Raw genomic sequence first — 20,114 nt, forward strand, 5'->3', positions numbered from 1 at the left:
CGCAATGTACGCAAAACGTCTTGATAATCTCCCCCCGTATCTGTTTGCACAAATAGATAAGCTGAAGGCTGAAAAGAGAGCAGAAGGCGTGGATATCATAGATCTCGGTGTCGGCGACCCTGACCTCCCTACACCGCCTCATATTGTCGAGGCTCTCTGCGAAGCGGCAAGGGACCCGGCCACTCACCATTACCCGGATTATACCGGGATGATCCAGTACCGCGAGGCCGTTGCCTCCTGGTATAAGTCCAGGTTTAACGTCGACCTCGACCCCAAAACCGAGGTGCTTGCACTTATAGGATCGAAGGAGGGCATCGCCCATGTGCCCGAGGCATTCGTCAATCCCGGCGAATATGTCCTGGTACCGGACCCGGGATATCCGGTATACAAGACATCCACCCTCTTCGCAGAGGGAAAGGTCTGGGAGATGCCGCTCTCCGAGGAGAACAAGTTCCTCCCCGATCTCGATGCAATACCTGCGGATGTCCTGAAAAACGCATCTCTAATGTTTATCGGTTACCCCAACAACCCGACGGCTGCTATCGCACCGATGTCGTTCTTCAACGAGGCCGTCGAGTTCGCCAGGGAGAACGGGATCGTAGTAGTCCATGACAACGCCTACTCGGAGATAACATTCGACGGGTACAAGGCCCCCTCCTTCCTCCAGGCCGACGGTGCGAAAGAGGTCGGAATGGAGATGCATTCGCTCTCCAAGACCTACAATATGACCGGCTGGAGGCTCGGTATGGCTGCGGGCGGTGAAGAATTCATCTCCGGCCTCGGAAGAGTAAAGACGAATATCGATTCGGGTGCCTTCGATGCAATCCAGAGGGCGGGAATCACTGCACTTACTTCTTCGCAGCAGAGCGTGGCCGATGCCTGTAAGGTATATCAGGAAAGACGCGATATTTTAATAACAGGACTAAAGGGTCTCGGGTTTGATGTCGCTGCGCCCAAAGCTACCTTTTATGTCTGGATGAAAGTTCCCGACTCCATGAGCTTCGCCCGTAAGATGCTCGATGAAGCGGGAATTGTCGTTACTCCGGGCACAGGATTCGGAAGGAACGGCGAGGGTTACGTGAGATTCGCCATAACCCGTGACACAAACAGAATAAGCGAGGCCCTGGAAAGAATGAGGAGGATTGACTTTTGAAGCTGCCTGATCACTTAAGCATAAGAAACGGACACCTGTATATTGGACAACACGATACTGTGGACCTTGCCGAACAGTACGGCACTCCCTGTTATGTATCGGATGAAGAGCGTATTAGACAGAATTTTCTCCGCTACAACAGTGCATTGAGAGAGTATTACAACGATGTCCAGCTTCTCTATGCAGCAAAGGCGAACGGAAATCTCTCCGTCATGAGGGTTCTCGCGAAGATGGGTGCAGGTGCGGATGTATTTTCATCCGGAGAGCTGCACCTTGCACTCCTTGCGGGGATGCCCCCTGAAAAACTCCTCTTCAACGGGAGTTCGAAGACAACAGAGGATCTTGAACTTGCCGTGGACAAAGGCGTTCGTGTGTCGCTCGACTCTTTCGATGAACTGAGGCAGCTCTCGGAGGTTGCAAAGAGAAAAGGAAAGGAGGTCGAAGTTTCGTTCAGGATCAATCCCGCACTCGAGGTTCCGACCCATCCCAAGATCGCAACCGGCCTTGCGACGAGCAAATTCGGGATTCCTGCAGGCCAGATCCTTGACGCATACAAGGCGGCCATGGAAGCCGATAACGTGACGCCTGTCGGAATGCACTGCCATATCGGTTCTCAGATCCTTGATGTGGCGCCGTTCGGAAAGGCCGCCGAGGTTATGGTCGATCTTGCGGGAAAGATAACAGATCTCGGTGTTCGTCTTGCATTCATAGACATAGGCGGCGGGCTCGGCATTCCTTATAACCGGGAGACCGACAAGATGCCCACGCCTGAAGAATATGCAAAGGCAGTGATGCCTGTATTCCTCAAAGGAATTGAAAAGCTCGGGATTAAGGCCCAGCTATGGGTGGAGCCGGGCAGGTACCTTGTCGGTGATTCCACGATACTTCTTACGAAGGTTAACTCCGTCAAAAAGGCGCACAAGAACTTTGTCAATGTTGATGCCGGATTCAATCTCCTTATCAGGCCTGCAATGTACGATGCATATCATGAAGTCGTTGTTGCAAACAGGGCTGATGAGGCTCCTGTCGAGACGTATACGGTTACAGGCCCCATATGCGAGACCGGAGACATTCTTGCAGCGGACAGGAAGCTTCCTGTGGTAGCTGACAGCGATATCATGGCAGTCCTTGATGCCGGTGCTTACGGCTATTCGATGGCTTCGCAGTATAACAGCCGTCCCAGGTGCATGGAGGTTATGGTGAAGGGAGAAAAGTCGGCACCCATGCGCAGGAGAGAGAGCATAATCGATATCATCAATACGATGCAGAAGCTCCCCTGGCACGAAGAGTAGGGGTTACAGGGGTTAAAGTCAGGTGAGAATCCATTACGCCCTGATGGATGACCTCTGCTCGTGGGAAGAGTTCGAAAGGCTTGTCGAAGACAGGGTGGGGGTCTCCGCCGATGAAAAGGAGGAAAGGTCTGCCGCAAGAGATGTGGTATCGGACGCCGGGAGGCTCCATACGCACCTGTCGGCACTAAAGGCAGGCCCGTCCCTGGTCTCTTTTTTTTGTCGTGTAATTGAAGTTAAGAAAGCTGAAAGGTTCGAACGTCAGGAAGGCGGTTACGGCTTCGTATCCAGGGTCTTGTGCGGGGATGAGACCGGTGAAGTCGTGCTTACTCTCTGGGACGAAAAGGCATTTGCGGCCGGGGAGATCTCCGAAGGTGAGATCCTTGAGGTGGTGGGCAGGTTCAGGAGGAAAGGTGCCGTCGATGTCGCCGATCTCAGGAAACCCGAGAACCCTCCTGAGATTACGCTTCGAAAGAACGGTATGAAGACCTTCAGTCCTGTATCTCTTGATTGCGTTATTCTCGTCTTTGCCGGAGAGGGAGTTTTTCAGGCTCCGGGCGGGAAGGAGTCGCGTTATATACGCCTCATAACCGGTGACCGTTCGGGGGAGGCTGAGATTATGTTCTGGAATAACGAATCGGCAAAAACGTTTAATTGTGGCGATTTTGTCCGGATATCAGGCATATACGAGAGGCCCTCTTCAGGTCCGAAGAAAAGTTACACTGCCGATGAAAAATCCCTGATAGCACCTGTTCCTGTGGAAGAAGGGAAGATTGTTCATGAGTTTTCATCGCGGATTTCCGGGATCCGTGAAGACTGGTGGGGATCGATCCAGGTCTGTATCGATGATCCGGGGAGGGTGCGTGATTTCGTTACCAGAAAGGGTGCTGCATCTCATGTCAGGAACCTGCAGGTATATGATGAGAGCGGGGCAGGGGCTTTGGTCATCTGGGGAGAACAGGCGTGTCTGCCTTTTGTGAAAGGCGACAAAATCGAGATCTTCTTCGCGGAGGCAAGGGAAGGATCGAAAAGACCCGGGTTCAATGAAATCCCGTCATTGCCGGAGATCCATGCCGGTTACAGCTCTTTTGTATCTCTTAAGGAGAACGGTGGGGAACAGGTCTGCATTAGGGGAATCATTACTCCGCGAGGCGGTGGCTGCTACAGCATTGACAGCAGAGATTGCTGTTACCTGTTAAAAGAACTGAAAAACGGGATGCTTCCATGCTCCGAAGTTCTTGTATGGGGCATCTTATATGATTCAGGAAGAGTTGAGGTGAGCCGGTTCGAGATCTGCGGAGAAGATATCGATCTGATGAAGTCAGGGCTTGATGAAGTGAAAAAGCGATGCGGGTGCTGAGCCGGCGATTACTTTCGCACCGCATGGCGTGCTATCTTTATTATCAATCTGGCTATTGATTAGTATGAAAAGTTGCCTGGAGCTTCTTCTACAGGCACATTTTAAGAAAGTTCGAGAGGTATAAAAAATGACAGAACTTGAGATTGAAGATCTGCCCGGTGTCGGGCCTACAACTGCAGACAAACTCCGTGAAGCCGGTTACAGCACCATTGAGGGTATAGCAACCGCCTCATTTGCCGACCTCGCCGAGGCCGCTGAGATCGGTGAATCGACGGCAAAAAAGATGATTCGCGAGGCCAGGAAGATGGCCGATATCGGAGGGTTCCGGAAGGGTACCGATGTCCTTGAAGAGAGAAAGAAAGTCCGTAAACTGACTACTTTCGTTCCCGAGTTTGACGCACTTATGGGCGGAGGGCTCGAGACCATGTCGATAATTGAATTCTACGGTGAGTTCGGTTCAGGTAAAAGCCAGATCGCGCACCAGATGGCTGTAAACGCCCAGCTCCCCGAGGATGTCGGCGGGCTCAATGGATCGGTCATATACATAGATACGGAGAATACATTCCGTCCCGAGAGGATACGCCAGATGGTCGAAGGGCTTGATCTCGAAGATGTTCCCTCGCCCGAGGAGTTCCTCGAGCATATCCACGTGGCCGAGGCATTTACATCGGATCACCAGATGCTCCTTTTGGACAATGTCCGTGAACTTGCCGCAGAATTAAAAGAGACCGATAAACCCTTAAAACTCATTGTGGTCGACTCTCTCATGGCCCATTTCCGTGCAGAGTATGCCGGACGAGGAACCCTGTCCCTAAGGCAGCAAAAGCTCAACAAGCACATGTATGATCTCGCAAAGCTTGCGAAAGAGTTCAATGCAGTCGTAATTGTCACAAACCAGGTTCAGTCGAATCCTGCTGTGTTTTTCGGAGACCCGACGAAACCGACCGGGGGAAACATCGTTGGTCATGCCTCCAAGTTCAGGGTATACCTCCGCAAGAGCAAAGGCGGGAAACGTGTTGCAAAACTTGTCGACAGCCCCGACCAGCCTGAAGGCGAGGCCGCTTTCTCGGTCGAGATGGCAGGTCTTAAACCTGTATGATTGATAATATCATATAGATGAACAATAAATCCTCTTTTCATCCCCGTGCAGTTATAACCGATATCGACGGGACAATAACAAATAAAGAGCGCCGCCTGAACCTGGATTCGGTCTCTGTAATCAGGACCCTTGTGGATAACGGAATACCCGTTGTTCTTGCAAGCGGAAATACCGAATGCTCGCTCACATTTCTCTGTAAGATGATCGGAACTGACGGCACGATTATCGCCGAGAACGGTGGCCTTTACAAGATCACATATGCAGGGGAGAGAAAGATCTGTTCGGACAGGGCCGCGTGTCTTGAGGCTTATGAGAAGGTCCGCGAATATTACGATGAAAAAGGAATAGAACTTCAGCTCTACAGCCCTGAATATCGTTTTGCAGACGTTGCATTTGCGAGAACAGTAGACCCGGCCGAGGTTCGCGAGATTGTGTCGGGAATGCCTGTAAAGATCCTTGATTCCGGTTTTGCAATACATATCCAGTCCGGGGATATCAACAAAGGAACCACCCTGGCACTTGTGGCGGAAGAGATGGGCATACCATTATCGGATTTTGTTGCAGTAGGAGATTCGGACAATGACAGGGAGATGATTAAGGCCGCAGGGCTTGGTATTGCGGTTGCAGGTGGTCAGAGCGGAGCAGTCGAGGCAGCAGACTCTGTCAGCATGAAAAAATATGGGGACGGGTTTTCGGAAAAAATCAGGGAAATCTTCAGTTCATTCTTTTGACAGGTACCTGTCAACGACTATGTAGTCTTTTATATCCCTTACAGCTTCGAAAGGAATAAAAAGGCGCTCTCCGTCAACTTTGTAACCGCCCGTGTCAAAGCCCTGCTCGGGCCTGACTACAAGGCTGTCGACATTTCCTGTGTCAAGATCGATCATAATGTTCCTGATTGTCCCAATAACCATCCCGTCTGTACTCATAACCTGCTTTTTTGAAAGATTTCGGGAAAATACATTCTTCATGTTAAAAAAAATAGTGCAATAATACTATTTAAATTATCTTAAAGAAATTCAGTATGAATTATTTTTTAGCCGTTTCAGCACTTTTACCGGTTTAAAGATTTCCATCCTGTCTATGGGGACGGGAAAACTTTAAGGATGTCTGACTGCGTAAGTATTCCGATCGGCTTTTTTCCGTCTACGATTACTATCCTTCCGATTTCCTGCTCTTTGAATCTTCCTATGACCTCGAAAAGGTTGATATTCGGGGGAGCGATCACGACATCCTCCGTCATGATTTTATCCATCGTCGTGTCCATGTCCTTCCCCTCATCGAGTTTATGTGCAATGTCTGAAAGCGTCACTATCCCCACAAGCATATCCTTGTCCATTACCGGTGCCCCGTGTATGTGGTGCCTGCTGAAAAGCGATATTGCATCTTTTATAGTGTCGTTGATGTCCAGTTTCTGGACAGGGCTGCTCATGTAGTGGCTGATCTGCTTCTTGGGGAGGGAGATCATCTCAGATATGGATATCAGGAGCGACCTGTTCACCTCGTCCTTGCCATAGACCTCTCCCTTTACAAGGAGCTTGTTTACAGGTGTAGGCCCAAGGGTGATCTCGTCGCCGATATTGAAGCCCTTGACACTGCCTATGATTCTCACAACGGCGTGGCATAGGTCCGGGTGGCACAACGTCGTGAAGTCAAGTTCCGCGACATTTACACTTTTGAGATATTCCCCGTTGACCTGCAGGGGCACATCGCTTCCCTTTTCATAATCCAGAAGGTTTAATTCGTTATAAGCCGACGAAGAGGGAGTGTAACCCCCTTTCGGTCCCGGAACACCCTCGACAAGGCCCAGCGCCTTCAGCGCCTGCATCTGGTTTCGTACTGTTCCCGGGTTCCTTTTTAATAGTTCGGCGATCTCTTCACCTTTTATTGCCACAGACTTCCTGTGGTAAAGCGTGATTAAAGTGATAAGGATATCCTTCTGGATAAGGGACAACTCCATAATAAATTAATCATATAGGTTTACATAAATAGATTCGGGTTATTATCAGTGGAATTCGAAAAGATACCAACAATCCCCACGGCCGAGGAGATACTTGACAGGTCGCTGGGGCGGGCTTCAGCCATAAAAAAGGAAAAAAGGAATAAAGACCGCGCGAACGAGGAGTTCATACGTTCGGTATACAGTTCGGTCTATGACAAACTTACAGATACAGTTTCAAAATTTCCAAGTTTCGACCAGATATCCCCGTTTTATATGGATATCATAAATATCCTGCTCAGTGTAGACAATATCAAAAAGTCCCTGGGGGCGATACAGTGGGCCGCATCCCAGTCACGCGAAATAGGGAGAATGTATGCACGGGAGATGCGTAATGCGGAGAATCCTGTCGAACTCAGGAAGAAGGCGACGGCAAGAATTGCGTCCGTTCTTTACCAGGTGGACAGCGATCTGAAGTACCTGAACGAAACACGAAACATTCTCCGGAAACTTCCCGATATTCGCGAGGAGGAGTTCACCGTGGTGGTCGCAGGTTACCCCAACGTAGGCAAGTCCTCGTTTATTGCCCTTGTGTCATCGGCAAAACCGCAGATCGCCGGATACGCCTTTACGACGAAGAGCATCATGGTAGGGCACCACCCTGTAGGAAGGGAGAGAATCCAGATCGTGGATACTCCCGGCCTCCTGGACAGGCCCCATGAAAAGAGAAACGATGTCGAGAACCAGGCGATGACAGCTATTAAAAATGTCTCGGACCTGATACTGTTTATTGTCGACGCGAGCGAGACATGCGGTTATTCTGTCGGGGATCAGTTAGGTCTTCTCGAAAATGTCAAAAAAATTGTGGGAGAGACTCCCGTAGTAGTCGTCATAAACAAATGCGATGTCCGGAGGATGGACGGGTATCCGAATATGTCGACAAATACAAGAGAAGGGGTATCGGATATTATGAAGATAATTCTTAAAGAAAGGGAATCCAGCCCCAAGTCCCGGCGAGAGTGCACCCTATAAGGAATCCGATAATCGCACCGCCGTTGAGTGTCGGAAGTCCTGCCTGCGGTCTTCCCTTGACCACATACCATAACAGGACACAGAGACCGGCAAGAGATCCTATCATTGCAGCGATCGTCGGGAGGATCGATATCGGATTGTCGGGAGTGCTGATGAAAACATAAGAAGATACAACAATTATCGTTGGCATGATGAGATCTCCCATGCCCATGATAAAGGCCCCTCTCTCTTCTTTTCCCTCTCCGATGTTCAGATCGTCCTTAATGTAGGAATAATTTCGTGATTTGGGAATTACCACGAGTATAGGCGATTTTGTATTTATCACCCCTTCCGCGAGCGAAATCATGTGTTTCGTCTTGTACACCGATATCGCATCGTAAGCGGCAAGGATTACAAGCAGCACGATCGCAGGGAAGACCTCGAGCGAGATGCCGAAGATGGATGCCGTACCTGCACAGATCAGGATTCCGAGAATATCGATGACATACCACTCGGGATATTTATAGAGAAGTGCCATCGATCCAGCAGATAGAAGCAGTACAAAAACCGCAGCGAGGAGCTCCGATTCAGTGAGCAGCAGTGCAATTGCACTGTAGATATACAAAAATACGAGGAATATGGATACCCCGATGATGTACCCGAGAATGCGTTTAAACCCGTGCCTGATCAGCAGGAGCATTATCGCAGTGAAGACGAGAAGTATTATTATAAAATATAGTATATTCTCGACAGCCCCCGGGTCCTCAAAGGCAGCATATCCCGCTTCGTTTATTGTCGGTGTGATGAGCAGTGCACCCAGCTGTACTGCTATCATCATGACAAACATTGCAAACAGAGGCAGATTTTCTTTAACGTTCATATTTTAAAACCCCCTAACCCCTTGTTTAGGGAAAAACGGTGATATTGTTTCTCCTAAGAAGTTATCGTTTTCATAAATATCGACAGTTAGATTAATTAATTCTCTGTAATCATTTAAGAACATGGATGAAAGAGAAAGAACGAAGGATGTGATTCTTGCAGTCATCCTTGTCATATCTACACTTGTAATGGTGATCAGGTTATGGCAGGACTGGATCGTTGCAGTATCGACAGGTCTTATGATGATCTCTCTTGCAGGTCTGATACTGTCCCTCGGCAGGAGACTCGAGAGCTTTGAAAAAGCCGTGTCTACAAGAGAAATGACAATGAGAATGAACTTTGAGGAGATCTCAAAAAGTATTGACGAGAAGTGCGACAGGATGGTAGGGGATGTAGAAGCGACTGTCAGTTCACTTTCCCGCCGGGTATATCGTTAAATATCCCGAATTCTTTTTTGGTGAATAATTAATGGGCGTAGCAATAAGGGATCTGATCTCCGACTATAAAACTCCCGTAGACTGGGCCGACCTCCTGGGAACCGCGGCAGTCGACGGAAATAATGCACTGTACCAGTTTCTGACAACAATAAGACAGCCCGACGGGACTCCGCTCATGGACAGGGAAGGACGGGTAACTTCGCACCTGTCCGGGATTTTTTTCCGAATAACCACCTTCCTTGAGAACAATATAAAACCGGTTTTCATCTTTGACGGTGCACCTCCAGAGTTTAAATCGGAGACGCTCGAACAGCGCAGGGAGAGAAAAGCGGTGGCCGAAACAGCCTACAGGCAGGCTGTCGCGGTAGGGGATACAGCATCCGCCTTCCGTCATGCAAGGGCTGCGACAAAAGTCGACGAGACAATAATTGCAGGGACGAAGGAACTTTTGGGATATATGGGAATTCCCTGTATAGACGCCATGAGCGAGGGGGAGGCACAGGCGGCGTACATGGCCATGAACGGAGATGTAAGGTACTCTATATCCCAGGACTACGATTCTCTCCTCTTCGGGGCCCCGAGGCTTGTCAGGAACCTGACCGTAAGCCGGAAGAGAAAGGTCAGAGGTAGGGTGATCACAGTCAATCCCGAAGAGATCCTGCTCTCCGATCTGCTTGACGGGAAGGGAATCACACGTGAGGATTTAATCGAGATCGGAATACTTGTGGGCACTGACTTCAACAGCGGTGTGAAAGGTGTCGGTGCAAAGACCGCCTTAAAGATTGTAAAATCCGGGAAATTCTACGAGACCTTCGAAGAGAACGATCCGGAATTCGATCCCGCCCCCGTGAAAGAATTCTTCTTAAACCCTCCCGTGTCAAAGGATTATTCCCTCTCATGGTCCCACGTGGACCGCGAGGGAGTCGTTTCGTACCTCTGCGGCAGGCATGATTTCTCTGAAGATCGGGTCAACTCCGTTCTTGAAAGGATCGGGGTGAAATCCGGGCAAAAAACTCTTGACAGCTGGTTTTAACCGGCGACAAATTCTATTCTCCGATTGGTTGAATAAGATTCAGGTTGAATACTGTTTATGCAGCAGAGGCAGATCACCTACTCGCGCAATGTATTTTTACCCCTGACCAATGTGTGCAGGAACAGGTGCGGCTACTGCATCTTCAGGACTCCTGTGGGGCCGGACTGTGTCATGCCCCGCAATGAGGCGGAAGGCATAATCAGGGCCGGTGCCGCTGCGGGATGTACAGAGGCCCTTTTTACTTTCGGTGAAAAACCTGAAGAGGAAGACGGTTTTTCCGGGTACATCGAAAAAACCGGATATTCTACAATTCTAGATTACTGCTACGACATGTGTGAGTTTTCCATATCCTCCGGGATGCTGCCGCACACCAATGCGGGAATTCTCGATTACAATGAGCTTGATGTGCTTAAGGAGGTCAACGCGAGCATGGGCCTCATGCTCGAGACGACCGCGGAGATCCCCGCCCACAGGAATTCTCCCGGTAAAAAGCCGGAGGTGAGGGTCGGGATGATGGAGGATGCGGGAAAGCTTCGGATACCGTTTACGACAGGAATTCTCGTAGGAATTGGGGAGACCACTGCGGATCGCGAGGAGTCATTCGAGGTAATCCGGGATCTCCATAAGCGTTACGGACATATCCAGGAGGTCATCGTCCAGAACTTCTGCCCGAAGGACGGAACGGATATGAAGGACTATCCCACTGTGGGAAGAGAGGAATTCTGTTCGGCGATATCCTCCGCACGGGAGATCCTGCCTGCAGATATATCGGTTCAGATCCCCCCGAACCTTGCCGATGCGCAGTATTTCATCGGGTGCGGTGTCAACGATCTCGGCGGCGTTTCTCCGGTCACGATAGATTACGTGAATCCCGAGCACCCGTGGCCCGCAATCGACGAACTGAAGGCTACAGTCGGGGATCACCTGCTGAAAGAGAGGCTCTGCATATACCAGATGTACATCGATAAGGGCTGGTTTCCGGAGAGGCTTAAGTGCCTTATTGAAAAACTTAATGATGATATCGGAAAGAGAAATGAGCAACAATAATTCAAGGGCATAACTAACATGGCGAAAAAAGAACTGCTTTATGAAGGAAAAGCAAAATCCGTCTACGGGACCGACAATCCGAACGAGCTGATTGCCGTATTCAGGGACGACATCACCGCATTCAACGGTGAAAAGAAGGACCAGTTTTCGGGTAAGGGAGTCTATAATGCAACCGTTTCGGCATTCTTCTTCAGCATGCTCGAGGAGAAGGGAATTAAGACGCATTTTATTGGAATGATCGACGAGAGAACGATGCTGGTCTCAAAACTTAAGATGATCCCCCTTGAGGTCATCGGAAGGAACAGGGCAGCTGGCTCACTCGTGAAAAAATTCCCGTTCGAAAACGGGCAGGTCTTAAATCCGCCGCTGGTCGTTACGGATTACAAGAACGATGAACGCGGAGACCCCCCCATCTGCGACGATATCATATATGCCCTTGGTCTCCTGACACCCGAAGAACTGAAAGAAGTTCGTGAGATGACGCTGAAGATAAATAAGATACTCTTCGAATTCTTCGACAAGCTTGGCCTTGTATTCGTCGACTTCAAGATCGAATTCGGCAGGCTCGGGGACAGGATTGTCCTTGGAGATGAGATAAGCATGGATTCGATGCGTCTCTGGGATAAGGATACCGGCGAGTCTTTTGACAAGGATGTTTATCGGTTCGGAAAAGGGGATGTCATGTCCGCATACGGTCGTGTCGTCGAAAAGATTGAGGAATGGAAGAGACAAAATATTTAGGTGGATCCATGAAGTTCAGCTTGAAGATTACAATCTCGTTAAAAAAAGGGATGCTCGATCCCGAGGCGCTTGCAATTAAACACGCACTTGACAATCTCGGCTTTAATGTAGAGTCGCTCGGCACGGCAAGGGTTTTCTTTATCGATGTCGACGAAAGCAGTGAGGATGCTGCAAGGCAGAAGGGGCAGGAGATGTGCGACCGCCTCCTTGCAAACCCGGTAATCCACAGCTACGAGATCGAGGTATCAGGGGTTTAAAATAATGAGATTTGCCGTAATCAGGTTCGGCGGAAGCAATTGCGACCTTGATGCTGTTCATGTGCTGCAGGACGTATGCGGAATCGATACCGATCCGGTCTGGTATAAGGAAGGCCTTGCCCGCAAGTACGATGCGATACTGATCCCCGGCGGCTTCAGCTACGGGGATTATCTCCGTGCCGGTGCGATCGCCACAAGAACCCCGATAATGAAGGACGTGATCAGGCACTCGGATGCAGGCGGCCTGGTGATAGGCATATGCAACGGCGCCCAGATCGCCGCTGAGAGCAGGCTGGTCCCGGGAGTTTTCACGATAAACGAGTACCCGAAGTTTATCTGTGAAAAAGCCTATTTAAAAGTGGAGAACAATACGTCGCCCTTTACAAGCCTATACGAGGAGGGGGAAGTCATCAGCATCCCGATCGCCCACAAGGAAGGGCGGTACGTGGCGGATGATGACACGCTCGCAAGGCTCGAGAAGGAAAACAGGATTGCCTTCAGGTTCTGCGATGCGGACGGGAATGTTACGCCTGAAGCAAACCCAAACGGTGCGGCAGGGAATATCACCGGGATTCTCGGGGAGAAGGGAAACGTTCTTGCAATGATGCCCCATCCCGAGAGGGCGTCGGAGGAGATCCTCGGTTCGACTGACGGAAAGAAGATCTTCGATTCGATGATATCCTACATAGAATCCCGTTAGAGAAAATTCGGAGTAATCAGATGGCAAACGATGAAATATCACAGGAAGAGATCGAGGCATTGTCCGGGGAGATCGAGGACTGGGCTGAGTCTTATGCCGATGAAAGCGGCTATAAGCTGAACAAGGATGAGCGCCAGAAAAAGGCGGTTCTCAAAGGACTTGCGAGGAACAAACTGAAGTTCGGCGAGAGGTACTGCCCGTGCAGGATAAGGTCCGGCGATCCCGGGAAAGACAAAGAGATCATCTGCCCGTGCATATTCCATAAGGACGAGATTGATAAAGACGGCAACTGCCACTGCAACCTCTTCTTTGACAAATAATTTGGGAAATAAGCGAATGGAATCGAAAGGAAATCTTTTGAAAGAAAATCCTTTTGAAACAATTTTTTATCGATAACGTACAACGGTTTTCATAATGGTTATTGCTGTAATTCCGTTCAGGCCGGAAAATCCGAAGACGAGACTTTCGTGCGTCCTGGATCAGGCGGAGCGTGAAAAGTTCGCCCTGACGATGCTCAGGGACGTGGTCCAAAAGACCGCACTTGCAGGCTGCAGCACAATACTGCTATCGACGGAGGAATATCATGTTGACGGAGCATCCACGGTCGTCAAAGAGCTCGGCTTAAACGAAGCCCTGAACGAATTTCTTTCCGAAACCGACGAACCCGTACTGATAATAATGTCGGATATCCCGCTCGTCACTCTTGAAAACATTGAATCAATACTTTCTGTTGAATCGGACTGCGCAATAGTCCCTGGTCGGGGAGGAGGGACGAACACGATATTCATAAAGGAGCCGTCCAGGTTCAGGGTCGATTTTTACGGTGCAAGCTTCCTCGATCATATGAATATTGCAAAAGAGGCCGGGCTTAGCGTCGAGGTTATAGATACGTTCCGCATGTCGACGGATATAGATGAAAAAGAGGACCTTGTCGAGATTCTCCTGCATGGAAACGGGGAGAGCCGCCGGTACCTGGAATCACTCGGTTTTACGATCTCTGTCAATAAGGGCAGGGTTGGAGTTCATCGCGACTCCCATGAAGAGGCACTCTGAAGGTTCGATCGAACCGACACCTGAGCTTCCTTTTGAGATATATTTGGAAAGTCCCCTGATAATCGCAACAGGGGTGCATTCGTTCGATTCTCCCATTACCAGTTCTGCAGCAGACGCCAGGTTGTCACCGACTGCAAGTCTCGTTACTTCAAGTTCGTGCCCGAAGAGATCCTTCTTTCCCCTTTCATCAGTAATTGCAGAGACACCGTAGCAGCCGATTGCGACTCCCGAGCACCCGAGGCGCATTGCGTGCGTCCTTGAATCTATTACCAGAACCCCGGTCTCTTTTCCGGTTTTTTCCAGGATCTTATCATGGATTCTCTTTGCACTTTTATCCGGATCTTTCGGGAGCGTTACCACACATCCGGGCGGGGCGTTAGAACCGTCTACGCCTGCATTGGGAAGAAGAGTCCCGTTTTTAAGGCTCAACAGGAATCCGGGGATACCGCCCGCGATGCTGTCGCTCTCGGAGATTACTACCTCGGCGAGCCTTGCATCGATCTTATACATCTTTTCATATTCGTACGCCTTTTCTGAGGGGGTCACATCCGAAAGCCTGACTATTGCATCTTCTGTCGTTGCAAGCCCGCTCTCGGCAATGGCAATAATATCCCCGTCTAAGATGCCTCCGGCCTGGCTGGATTCATCGATTATTATTTCGGCGATATCATCGCCTGGGATCAATATCTTTGTTTTTATTCCGAAAACCTGAAAAGAGCTGCCCATTATAACCTGTTTAACTTTTCAAATACTCTGATTAAATCCTTTGTGTCGGAAACATCATGAGCCCTGACGATCGCCGCTTCTTTCTCCAGAAGGCTGTAGGTGACTGCAAGGGTTCCGGGGAGTCTTCCTTCCGGAGGGGCATTAACCAGATCTCCGATAAACGTCTTTCTCGAAACCGCCGCAAGAAGAGGGTAGCCGAATGCGTTCAGCTCATCAAAACGCCTAACGATCTCCCAGTCGTCTTCGGATGTCCTTTCCGGTGTCCATCGTCCCACTGCCGGATCAAGGATGATCTCGTCGATCCCGTTTTCCCTAGCCCGGTTCAATACTACATTAAGTGCGTCGCATATTGCATCAAAACCCTCCGGGTCGCCGGGTAGATCGTAAGATGCCATAAGTATGGCGGGAAGGCCTGAATCCCCGGCAACCTTTGCGAATTTCTCGTTTGCGAGCCCATGTATGTCGTTTATGCAGCTTATATCGTATTTAAGGCAGGTCTCGAGTACTTCGGGGTACATCGTATCCACCGAGACGGGGATGTCGCTTCCGGAAAATTCCGAGAGTGCTGTCTTCATCCGCTCCGACTCTTCTGCCAGGGAGATCGGTGCCGAAAGAGGGGCCGTGCTCCTCGCACCGATGTCGATAATATCTGCACCCTTCTCGACGAGAAGCGCCGCCTGTTCATATACACCTTCGGGTCTTGTATAAGAACCGGAAAAAAAGGATTCGGGGCTGCAGTTGACAACACCCATTATTCTTACGGGATTGTCTCCCCCGACGGTTATTTTATCTATATTACAGGTTCGCATGCCTTCTGGCCGATTCCAGAGTGTTTTCCATGAGCGTCGCGATGGTCATGGGCCCGACTCCGCCGGGAACGGGAGTTATTGCCGAAGCGATAGGTTCGACCTTCTCGAAGTCCACATCGCCGCAGAGCTTCCCGTTTTCGTCATGGTTTGTGCCTACGTCGATTACGACCGCACCCTTCTTAACCATCTCCGGCCCGACAAATCTCGCCCTTCCGATGGCAGATATGAGAATGTCGGCCTTTGAAGTCTCTTCTGCAAGATTTTGCGTCTTTGAGTGGCATACCGTGACCGTTGCGTCTGCATTGATCAGGAGTGCGGCCATAGGTCTTCCGACATCCACCGATCTCCCTATGACAACCGCCTTCTTTCCGGCCGGATCTATCTCGTACTCCCTGAGGATGGTCATGATCCCGCCCGGAGTGCATGGCACGAAGTCCGGTCTTCCGCTGAAAAGCCTGCCGTTGTTTAAGGGATGAAAGCCGTCCACATCTTTCTCAGGGATCACAGATTCGATGACCTTCTCGGTATCGATCTCTTTGGGAAGGGGGAGCTGGACGAGTATTCCGTGAACTGCCGGGTCACTGTTGAGTTTTTCAACGGCGCTGACTACATCTTCAGTCGTGGAGTCCCCCGGAAGCTCGACTCCCACCGACCTGATGCCGACTTTCCCGCAGGCGTTGTGCTTCATCCTGACGTACAGCTGCGAGGCCGGGTCTTCTCCGACGATCACTGTCGCAAGACAGGGTTTCAGGCCCGTCTTTTCGATCTCCGATTTTACGATCGCGAGCCTCTTTTCCGAGAGCTCTTTTCCGTTCAGTATCATGAGACTTCAGGATATAACGTATATTTTGAGGCGAAGGCTTCGACTTCCTTCTTAACCTCGCTGATCTCGGCCTTTGAGTTCTTGTTCTTGCATACGTCCTTGAGAACTCTTGCAATCCAGTGCCCGATCTGCTTCATCTCGTCTTCCTTCATTCCGCGTGATGTTACTGCGGGCGTTCCGATACGGAGGCCGGATGTCACGAACGGGCTGAGCTTCTCCCTCGGGATCGTGTTCTTGTTGACTGTGATCCCTGCCTCTCCAAGGTATGTCTCAGCTTCGAGACCGGTGAGGTGGTCGCCGTTTGTGCTCAGGTTTGTTAAGTCGAGAAGAATCAGGTGATTGTCGGTTCCGCCGGATACAAGGTCGAGACCCTCTTCGATGAGGACTTCAGCCATCGCCTGTGAATTTTTGACGATCTGCTTTGCATATTCCTTAAATGAAGGTTGAAGAGCCTCATGGAAGCAAACCGCTTTCCCTGCGATTACATGCATGAGAGGTCCGCCCTGCATCCCGGGGAATACGGACTTGTCGATTGCCTGTGCGTTCTCTTCACCGCACATTATTGCACCGCCCCTCGGTCCGCGAAGCGTCTTGTGCGTGGTTGTTGTTGTAATATCGACGACTCCTACCGATGTGGGGTGGGCGCCTCCTGCAACAAGACCTGCGATGTGTGCGATATCGGCCATACAGTATGCACCTACCTCTTCAGCGATCTCCCTGAATGCCTTGAAATCAATAATCCTCGGGTAAGCGCTTGCACCGCAGACGATCATCTTCGGCTTCTCTTTCCTTGCCTGGTCAGCAATCTGGGCATAGTCGAGCGTTTCGGTCTCGGTGTCTACGCCGTAATGCGATACACTGTACCATTTCCCTGTAATATTTACCGGTGACCCGTGCGAAAGATGTCCGCCCTGCGAAAGGTCCTGGCTCATCATGAGATCCTTGTGCTGCATGAATGCGAAATAAACCGCCTGGTTCGCCTGGCTTCCCGAAACAGCCTGGACGTTCGCATGTTCTGCGCCGAAGAGTTCGCAAAGCCTGTCGCGTGCGAGGTTCTCGACCATGTCGTGGAATTCACAGCCGCCATAGTATCTTTTGCCGGGGTATCCTTCGGCATATTTGTTTGTCATTATCGAGCCTACGGCTTCCAAAACGGCTTTGCTTACAACATTTTCCGATGCGATCAGTTCAAGGCCGTTAATCTGCCGCATTCTCTCTTTTTCAATCAGATTGAATATTTCCGGATCTGTATCTGACAGGTAGGACATATGCAAAAGTGTTTGACCTGAAGAGATTATATTGTTTCTACACCGGATGCGGGTTATGTTTGTATTGAAGAGATGCGATCGCTGTTTTTCAGGTTCCCTGATTATCTGTCGGCAGGATGCGCATATCCGGTATAAGTCTCCAGGTGGATAAGCTCCGGCAACTGTTAAATAAGATGTGATTCTTTTTTTATGCCAAATATTATTAAAGTTATAAGATTACCTTTATTTAACCCGGGGAATTCCAGATGTCAGATATGAATTCGGATGCAAAAGTCAGGGATCTCGAGCACGTGCTCGAAGAAAAGGAGCGGGAGATTCAGATGCTGAGAGATAGTATACATGAGTATAATGAAAGAAAGCCTGTTGGCGAAGAGAGGATCAAGAGTATTGAAAAGCGGATAAATGAGATCGACGGGCTTATGAAAGGCCTTATGGAAGAGATGCTTGATGTCAAGGCATGCCTCCAGAAGATCTCGAAATCGATAGATGAAGATTCTGCTAATATCCCCAAGAGGACTCCAAGGGAGTCCCGGAGATATCCTCCGGTCGTATCTCCTTCGGCAAACGCAGAAAGAAAGGCAGCAGTTGCAGAAGCGGCGGCCCCGCCGGCTCCTAAAGAAAAAAAGATGATCATACAGCCGGACGGGACTATGCAGCCCGAAGAACGGTCCGGGGAAGAGATGATTGTTGCCGATCACAGGAATTCGGGAAGATCTGCAGGGAGAAGGGGCGACCCGAAAGAGTCGAAGCCTCTTATATATGCAGATGACGACGATTCGATAGAGATCAAAAGAAAGAGCAGCAGATAATAGGCGTTAATTTCGGGTAAATATCCCTAACAGCCCCTGAGGAGTAGCGGTCTTTGTATATTACCGAACTGGAGATTGATAATTTCAAGTCTTTTGCAAAAAAGACTAAAATACCTTTTTATGAAGGTTTCACTGTCATTTCCGGGCCAAATGGTTCCGGGAAGAGCAACATTATAGACAGTATTCTCTTTTGTCTTGCACTCTCAAGTGCCCGCGGTCTCAGGGCCGAAAAACTTACCGATTTAATCAACTTAAATTCCGGGAAAAATACTGCGGAGGTTTCAATAACTTTTTCAGACGGAACCAAGGTCCGCAGAAAGATAAAGAGAACTCCCCACGGTTATTACAGCTACAATTATCTCGATGATCGGGGCTGTAAACAGGGCGATATAGTCGATCTTCTCTCGAGGCACGGTATAAAATCCGAGGGTTATAATGTCGTAATGCAGGGCGACATAACCCGGATTACGGAGATGAGCGACGTTGAAAGGCGAAAGATCATAGACGAGATCGCCGGTGTTGCCGAATTCGACAAAAAAAGGGACCAGGCCTTATCCGAGCTTGAGATTGTCAGGGAGAGGATTGAGAGAGAAGAACTTCTCCTCGCAGAACTCGAGAGAAGGCTTAAGGATCTTGAAAAAGAGAGAGCACAGGCTGTAAAATATCGCGAATGGAGTGAAAAGCTGGAATATTTCCGCTCCTGCCACTCATTTGCAAAACTTAAAGAGAAGAAGAACGAGCTCGGTGCGATCAGGGAGCTGATCCTCTCGCAGAAAGAGGAGATAGAGAAGATAAACTCCAAAAAAGTTACCGAAGAGGAGAAGATCGAAGAGCTTCGCAAAAATGTGCTGGAGCTAGAGAAGGAGATCAATGAGAAGAGCGGGAAGGAGTATCTCGAGCTTCTCTCCGAGATCGAGTCCGCAAAAGGGCGGATATCGGTGTCCGAGCAGACGATCGTCCGTCTTCAGCAGAGTATAGAATCCAATAAAGAGACTGTCCAGCGTGTCTTTATGGACAAAAAGAGGGCCGAGTCAAGGGTGCAGGAGTGTTCCGACAGCCTGCGGAGCATGTCCATAGACCGGTCGAATCTCTCGATGGAGGTCTCGGGTCTCAGGGCTGATCTCGAGGATGTCGAGGCAAAACTCCAGAAAGAGAGCAGTGCTCTGGAAGGTGCGAAGGAAAAGCTCTTCGAGCTGATGGACGGCCTTGAGAAGAAGAAAGGCGAGAGATCGGAATTTCTCAACCAGCAGGATGTCCTCATCGAAAAGAGTAGGATGCGTACGGATGAAAAGGAGCGCCTTTCTTCAAGAATTGCCCTGATCGACCAGGAGTTTGCCGAAAAGTCCTCGCTTTGCGTGGAGTACAGGTCTGAGCTGAAGAAACTGGAGGACCAGAAGAAAACCATCGATGCCGGCCTGTCCAAAGCAGAGGTTGAACTGTTTGAAAACCGCAGTGCCCTGGAAAAGATACGCAACGAGATCCGGGGTCTTGAAAGGGATCTCATGCGGCTTGAGGCCCAGCAGCAGGCGTCGGGCGGCCCCGGAGGAAATGCCCTCGATGCAGTCCTTGGGATGGACGGGGTTATTGGGACGGTCGCCCAGCTTGGAAAGGCACCCGCCGAGTATGCTACAGCGCTTGATATAGCCGCAGGAGGAAGACTGCGGAATGTAGTTGTGGAAAA

Annotated in this window: 23 protein-coding genes; 16 read left to right on the forward strand and 7 right to left on the reverse strand. The window is 50.0% G+C overall.

Features of this window, described 5'->3' with window-relative positions:
- Positions 1-4: 4 nt before the first annotated feature.
- The 5 genes from METPAY_RS09105 to METPAY_RS09125 all read left to right on the forward strand — a co-directional run bounded on the left by METPAY_RS09105 (position 5) and on the right by METPAY_RS09125 (position 5,632).
- Positions 5-1,153, forward strand: a complete 1,149-nt coding sequence (locus METPAY_RS09105; protein WP_048151553.1) for an LL-diaminopimelate aminotransferase — start codon at positions 5-7, stop codon at positions 1,151-1,153.
- Positions 1,150-2,445, forward strand: coding sequence for a diaminopimelate decarboxylase (gene lysA, locus METPAY_RS09110; protein WP_013328656.1), 1,296 nt, complete (start codon positions 1,150-1,152; stop codon positions 2,443-2,445). The genes METPAY_RS09105 and lysA overlap by 4 nt, the downstream gene beginning before the upstream one ends.
- A 22-nt stretch (positions 2,446-2,467) precedes the next feature.
- Positions 2,468-3,802 carry a hypothetical protein gene (locus METPAY_RS09115; protein ID WP_157199051.1) on the forward strand — a complete coding sequence of 445 codons (1,335 nt, stop codon included), beginning with the start codon at positions 2,468-2,470 and terminating at the stop codon, positions 3,800-3,802.
- 127 nt (positions 3,803-3,929) lie between these two features.
- Positions 3,930-4,901 carry a DNA repair and recombination protein RadA gene (radA, locus tag METPAY_RS09120; RefSeq protein WP_048151557.1) on the forward strand — a complete coding sequence of 324 codons (972 nt, stop codon included), beginning with the start codon at positions 3,930-3,932 and terminating at the stop codon, positions 4,899-4,901.
- 17 nt (positions 4,902-4,918) lie between these two features.
- Positions 4,919-5,632 carry a phosphoglycolate phosphatase gene (locus tag METPAY_RS09125; RefSeq protein ID WP_048151558.1) on the forward strand — a complete coding sequence of 238 codons (714 nt, stop codon included), beginning with the start codon at positions 4,919-4,921 and terminating at the stop codon, positions 5,630-5,632.
- On the opposite strand, the gene METPAY_RS09130 is transcribed toward METPAY_RS09125, so the two are convergent.
- Together METPAY_RS09130 and METPAY_RS09135 are read right to left on the reverse strand one after the other, a co-directional pair.
- Complete coding sequence (locus tag METPAY_RS09130) at positions 5,621-5,872, reverse strand: PRC-barrel domain-containing protein (protein ID WP_013328660.1); 252 nt, start codon at positions 5,870-5,872, stop codon at positions 5,621-5,623. The genes METPAY_RS09125 and METPAY_RS09130 overlap by 12 nt on opposite strands.
- A 110-nt stretch (positions 5,873-5,982) precedes the next feature.
- Positions 5,983-6,861: a CBS domain-containing protein gene (locus tag METPAY_RS09135; protein ID WP_048151560.1), complete on the reverse strand. Its 879-nt coding sequence runs from the start codon at positions 6,859-6,861 to the stop codon at positions 5,983-5,985.
- A gap of 48 nt (positions 6,862-6,909) precedes the next feature.
- On the opposite strand from METPAY_RS09135, the gene METPAY_RS09140 reads away from it, so the two are divergent.
- A complete protein-coding gene (locus tag METPAY_RS09140) occupies positions 6,910-7,872 on the forward strand; it encodes an NOG1 family protein (RefSeq protein ID WP_048151562.1) in 963 nt (320 codons plus the stop codon).
- On the opposite strand, the gene METPAY_RS09145 is transcribed toward METPAY_RS09140, so the two are convergent.
- Positions 7,823-8,731, reverse strand: a complete 909-nt coding sequence (locus METPAY_RS09145; RefSeq protein WP_048151564.1) for a presenilin family intramembrane aspartyl protease PSH — start codon at positions 8,729-8,731, stop codon at positions 7,823-7,825. The genes METPAY_RS09140 and METPAY_RS09145 overlap by 50 nt on opposite strands.
- 121 nt (positions 8,732-8,852) lie before the next feature.
- Between METPAY_RS09145 and METPAY_RS09150 the strand changes: the two genes are divergently transcribed.
- The 8 genes from METPAY_RS09150 to cofC all read left to right on the forward strand — a co-directional run bounded on the left by METPAY_RS09150 (position 8,853) and on the right by cofC (position 13,998).
- A complete protein-coding gene (locus METPAY_RS09150) occupies positions 8,853-9,167 on the forward strand; it encodes a hypothetical protein (protein ID WP_048151566.1) in 315 nt (104 codons plus the stop codon).
- 31 nt (positions 9,168-9,198) lie between these two features.
- Positions 9,199-10,200: a flap endonuclease-1 gene (gene fen, locus METPAY_RS09155; protein WP_048151568.1), complete on the forward strand. Its 1,002-nt coding sequence runs from the start codon at positions 9,199-9,201 to the stop codon at positions 10,198-10,200.
- A 57-nt stretch (positions 10,201-10,257) separates the two neighbouring features.
- Positions 10,258-11,247 carry a 7,8-didemethyl-8-hydroxy-5-deazariboflavin synthase subunit CofG gene (cofG, locus tag METPAY_RS09160; protein ID WP_048151571.1) on the forward strand — a complete coding sequence of 330 codons (990 nt, stop codon included), beginning with the start codon at positions 10,258-10,260 and terminating at the stop codon, positions 11,245-11,247.
- Positions 11,248-11,265: 18 nt separating this feature from the next.
- Positions 11,266-11,988: a phosphoribosylaminoimidazolesuccinocarboxamide synthase gene (gene purC, locus METPAY_RS09165; protein ID WP_048151572.1), complete on the forward strand. Its 723-nt coding sequence runs from the start codon at positions 11,266-11,268 to the stop codon at positions 11,986-11,988.
- An 8-nt stretch (positions 11,989-11,996) separates the two neighbouring features.
- Positions 11,997-12,245: a phosphoribosylformylglycinamidine synthase subunit PurS gene (gene purS, locus METPAY_RS09170; RefSeq protein ID WP_048151651.1), complete on the forward strand. Its 249-nt coding sequence runs from the start codon at positions 11,997-11,999 to the stop codon at positions 12,243-12,245.
- A gap of 4 nt (positions 12,246-12,249) precedes the next feature.
- Positions 12,250-12,945, forward strand: coding sequence for a phosphoribosylformylglycinamidine synthase subunit PurQ (gene purQ / locus METPAY_RS09175; RefSeq protein WP_048151574.1), 696 nt, complete (start codon positions 12,250-12,252; stop codon positions 12,943-12,945).
- A 20-nt stretch (positions 12,946-12,965) separates the two neighbouring features.
- Complete coding sequence (locus METPAY_RS09180) at positions 12,966-13,265, forward strand: ferredoxin-thioredoxin reductase catalytic domain-containing protein (protein WP_048151576.1); 300 nt, start codon at positions 12,966-12,968, stop codon at positions 13,263-13,265.
- A gap of 94 nt (positions 13,266-13,359) precedes the next feature.
- Positions 13,360-13,998, forward strand: a complete 639-nt coding sequence (cofC, locus tag METPAY_RS09185; protein ID WP_048151577.1) for a 2-phospho-L-lactate guanylyltransferase — start codon at positions 13,360-13,362, stop codon at positions 13,996-13,998.
- Here the strand turns inward: cofC and cofE are convergent.
- From cofE to glyA, 4 genes are read right to left on the reverse strand one after another with little or no spacing between them, the layout of a single operon-like run.
- The gene (gene cofE, locus METPAY_RS09190; protein WP_048151579.1) at positions 13,924-14,724 is read right to left on the reverse strand and encodes a coenzyme F420-0:L-glutamate ligase; all 801 of its coding nucleotides are present in this window, start codon (positions 14,722-14,724) and stop codon (positions 13,924-13,926) included. The two genes, cofC and cofE, sit on opposite strands and share 75 nt — an antisense overlap.
- Positions 14,724-15,533 carry a dihydropteroate synthase gene (folP, locus tag METPAY_RS09195; protein ID WP_048151581.1) on the reverse strand — a complete coding sequence of 270 codons (810 nt, stop codon included), beginning with the start codon at positions 15,531-15,533 and terminating at the stop codon, positions 14,724-14,726. Before folP ends, cofE begins: the two co-directional genes overlap by 1 nt.
- A complete protein-coding gene (gene folD / locus METPAY_RS09200) occupies positions 15,520-16,356 on the reverse strand; it encodes a bifunctional methylenetetrahydrofolate dehydrogenase/methenyltetrahydrofolate cyclohydrolase FolD (RefSeq protein WP_048151582.1) in 837 nt (278 codons plus the stop codon). Before folD ends, folP begins: the two co-directional genes overlap by 14 nt.
- Complete coding sequence (glyA, locus tag METPAY_RS09205; RefSeq protein ID WP_048151583.1) at positions 16,353-17,624, reverse strand: serine hydroxymethyltransferase; 1,272 nt, start codon at positions 17,622-17,624, stop codon at positions 16,353-16,355. Before glyA ends, folD begins: the two co-directional genes overlap by 4 nt.
- A gap of 245 nt (positions 17,625-17,869) precedes the next feature.
- On the opposite strand from glyA, the gene METPAY_RS09210 reads away from it, so the two are divergent.
- Positions 17,870-18,433, forward strand: coding sequence for a hypothetical protein (locus METPAY_RS09210; protein WP_048151584.1), 564 nt, complete (start codon positions 17,870-17,872; stop codon positions 18,431-18,433).
- 53 nt (positions 18,434-18,486) lie between these two features.
- The coding region (locus METPAY_RS15490) for an AAA family ATPase (protein WP_048151661.1) at positions 18,487-20,114 on the forward strand (1,628 nt) is incomplete at its 3' end.

It is taken from the genome of Methanolacinia paynteri (genome assembly GCF_000784355.1).
In the GTDB taxonomy this organism is placed as follows: Archaea; Halobacteriota; Methanomicrobia; order Methanomicrobiales; family Methanomicrobiaceae; genus Methanolacinia; species Methanolacinia paynteri.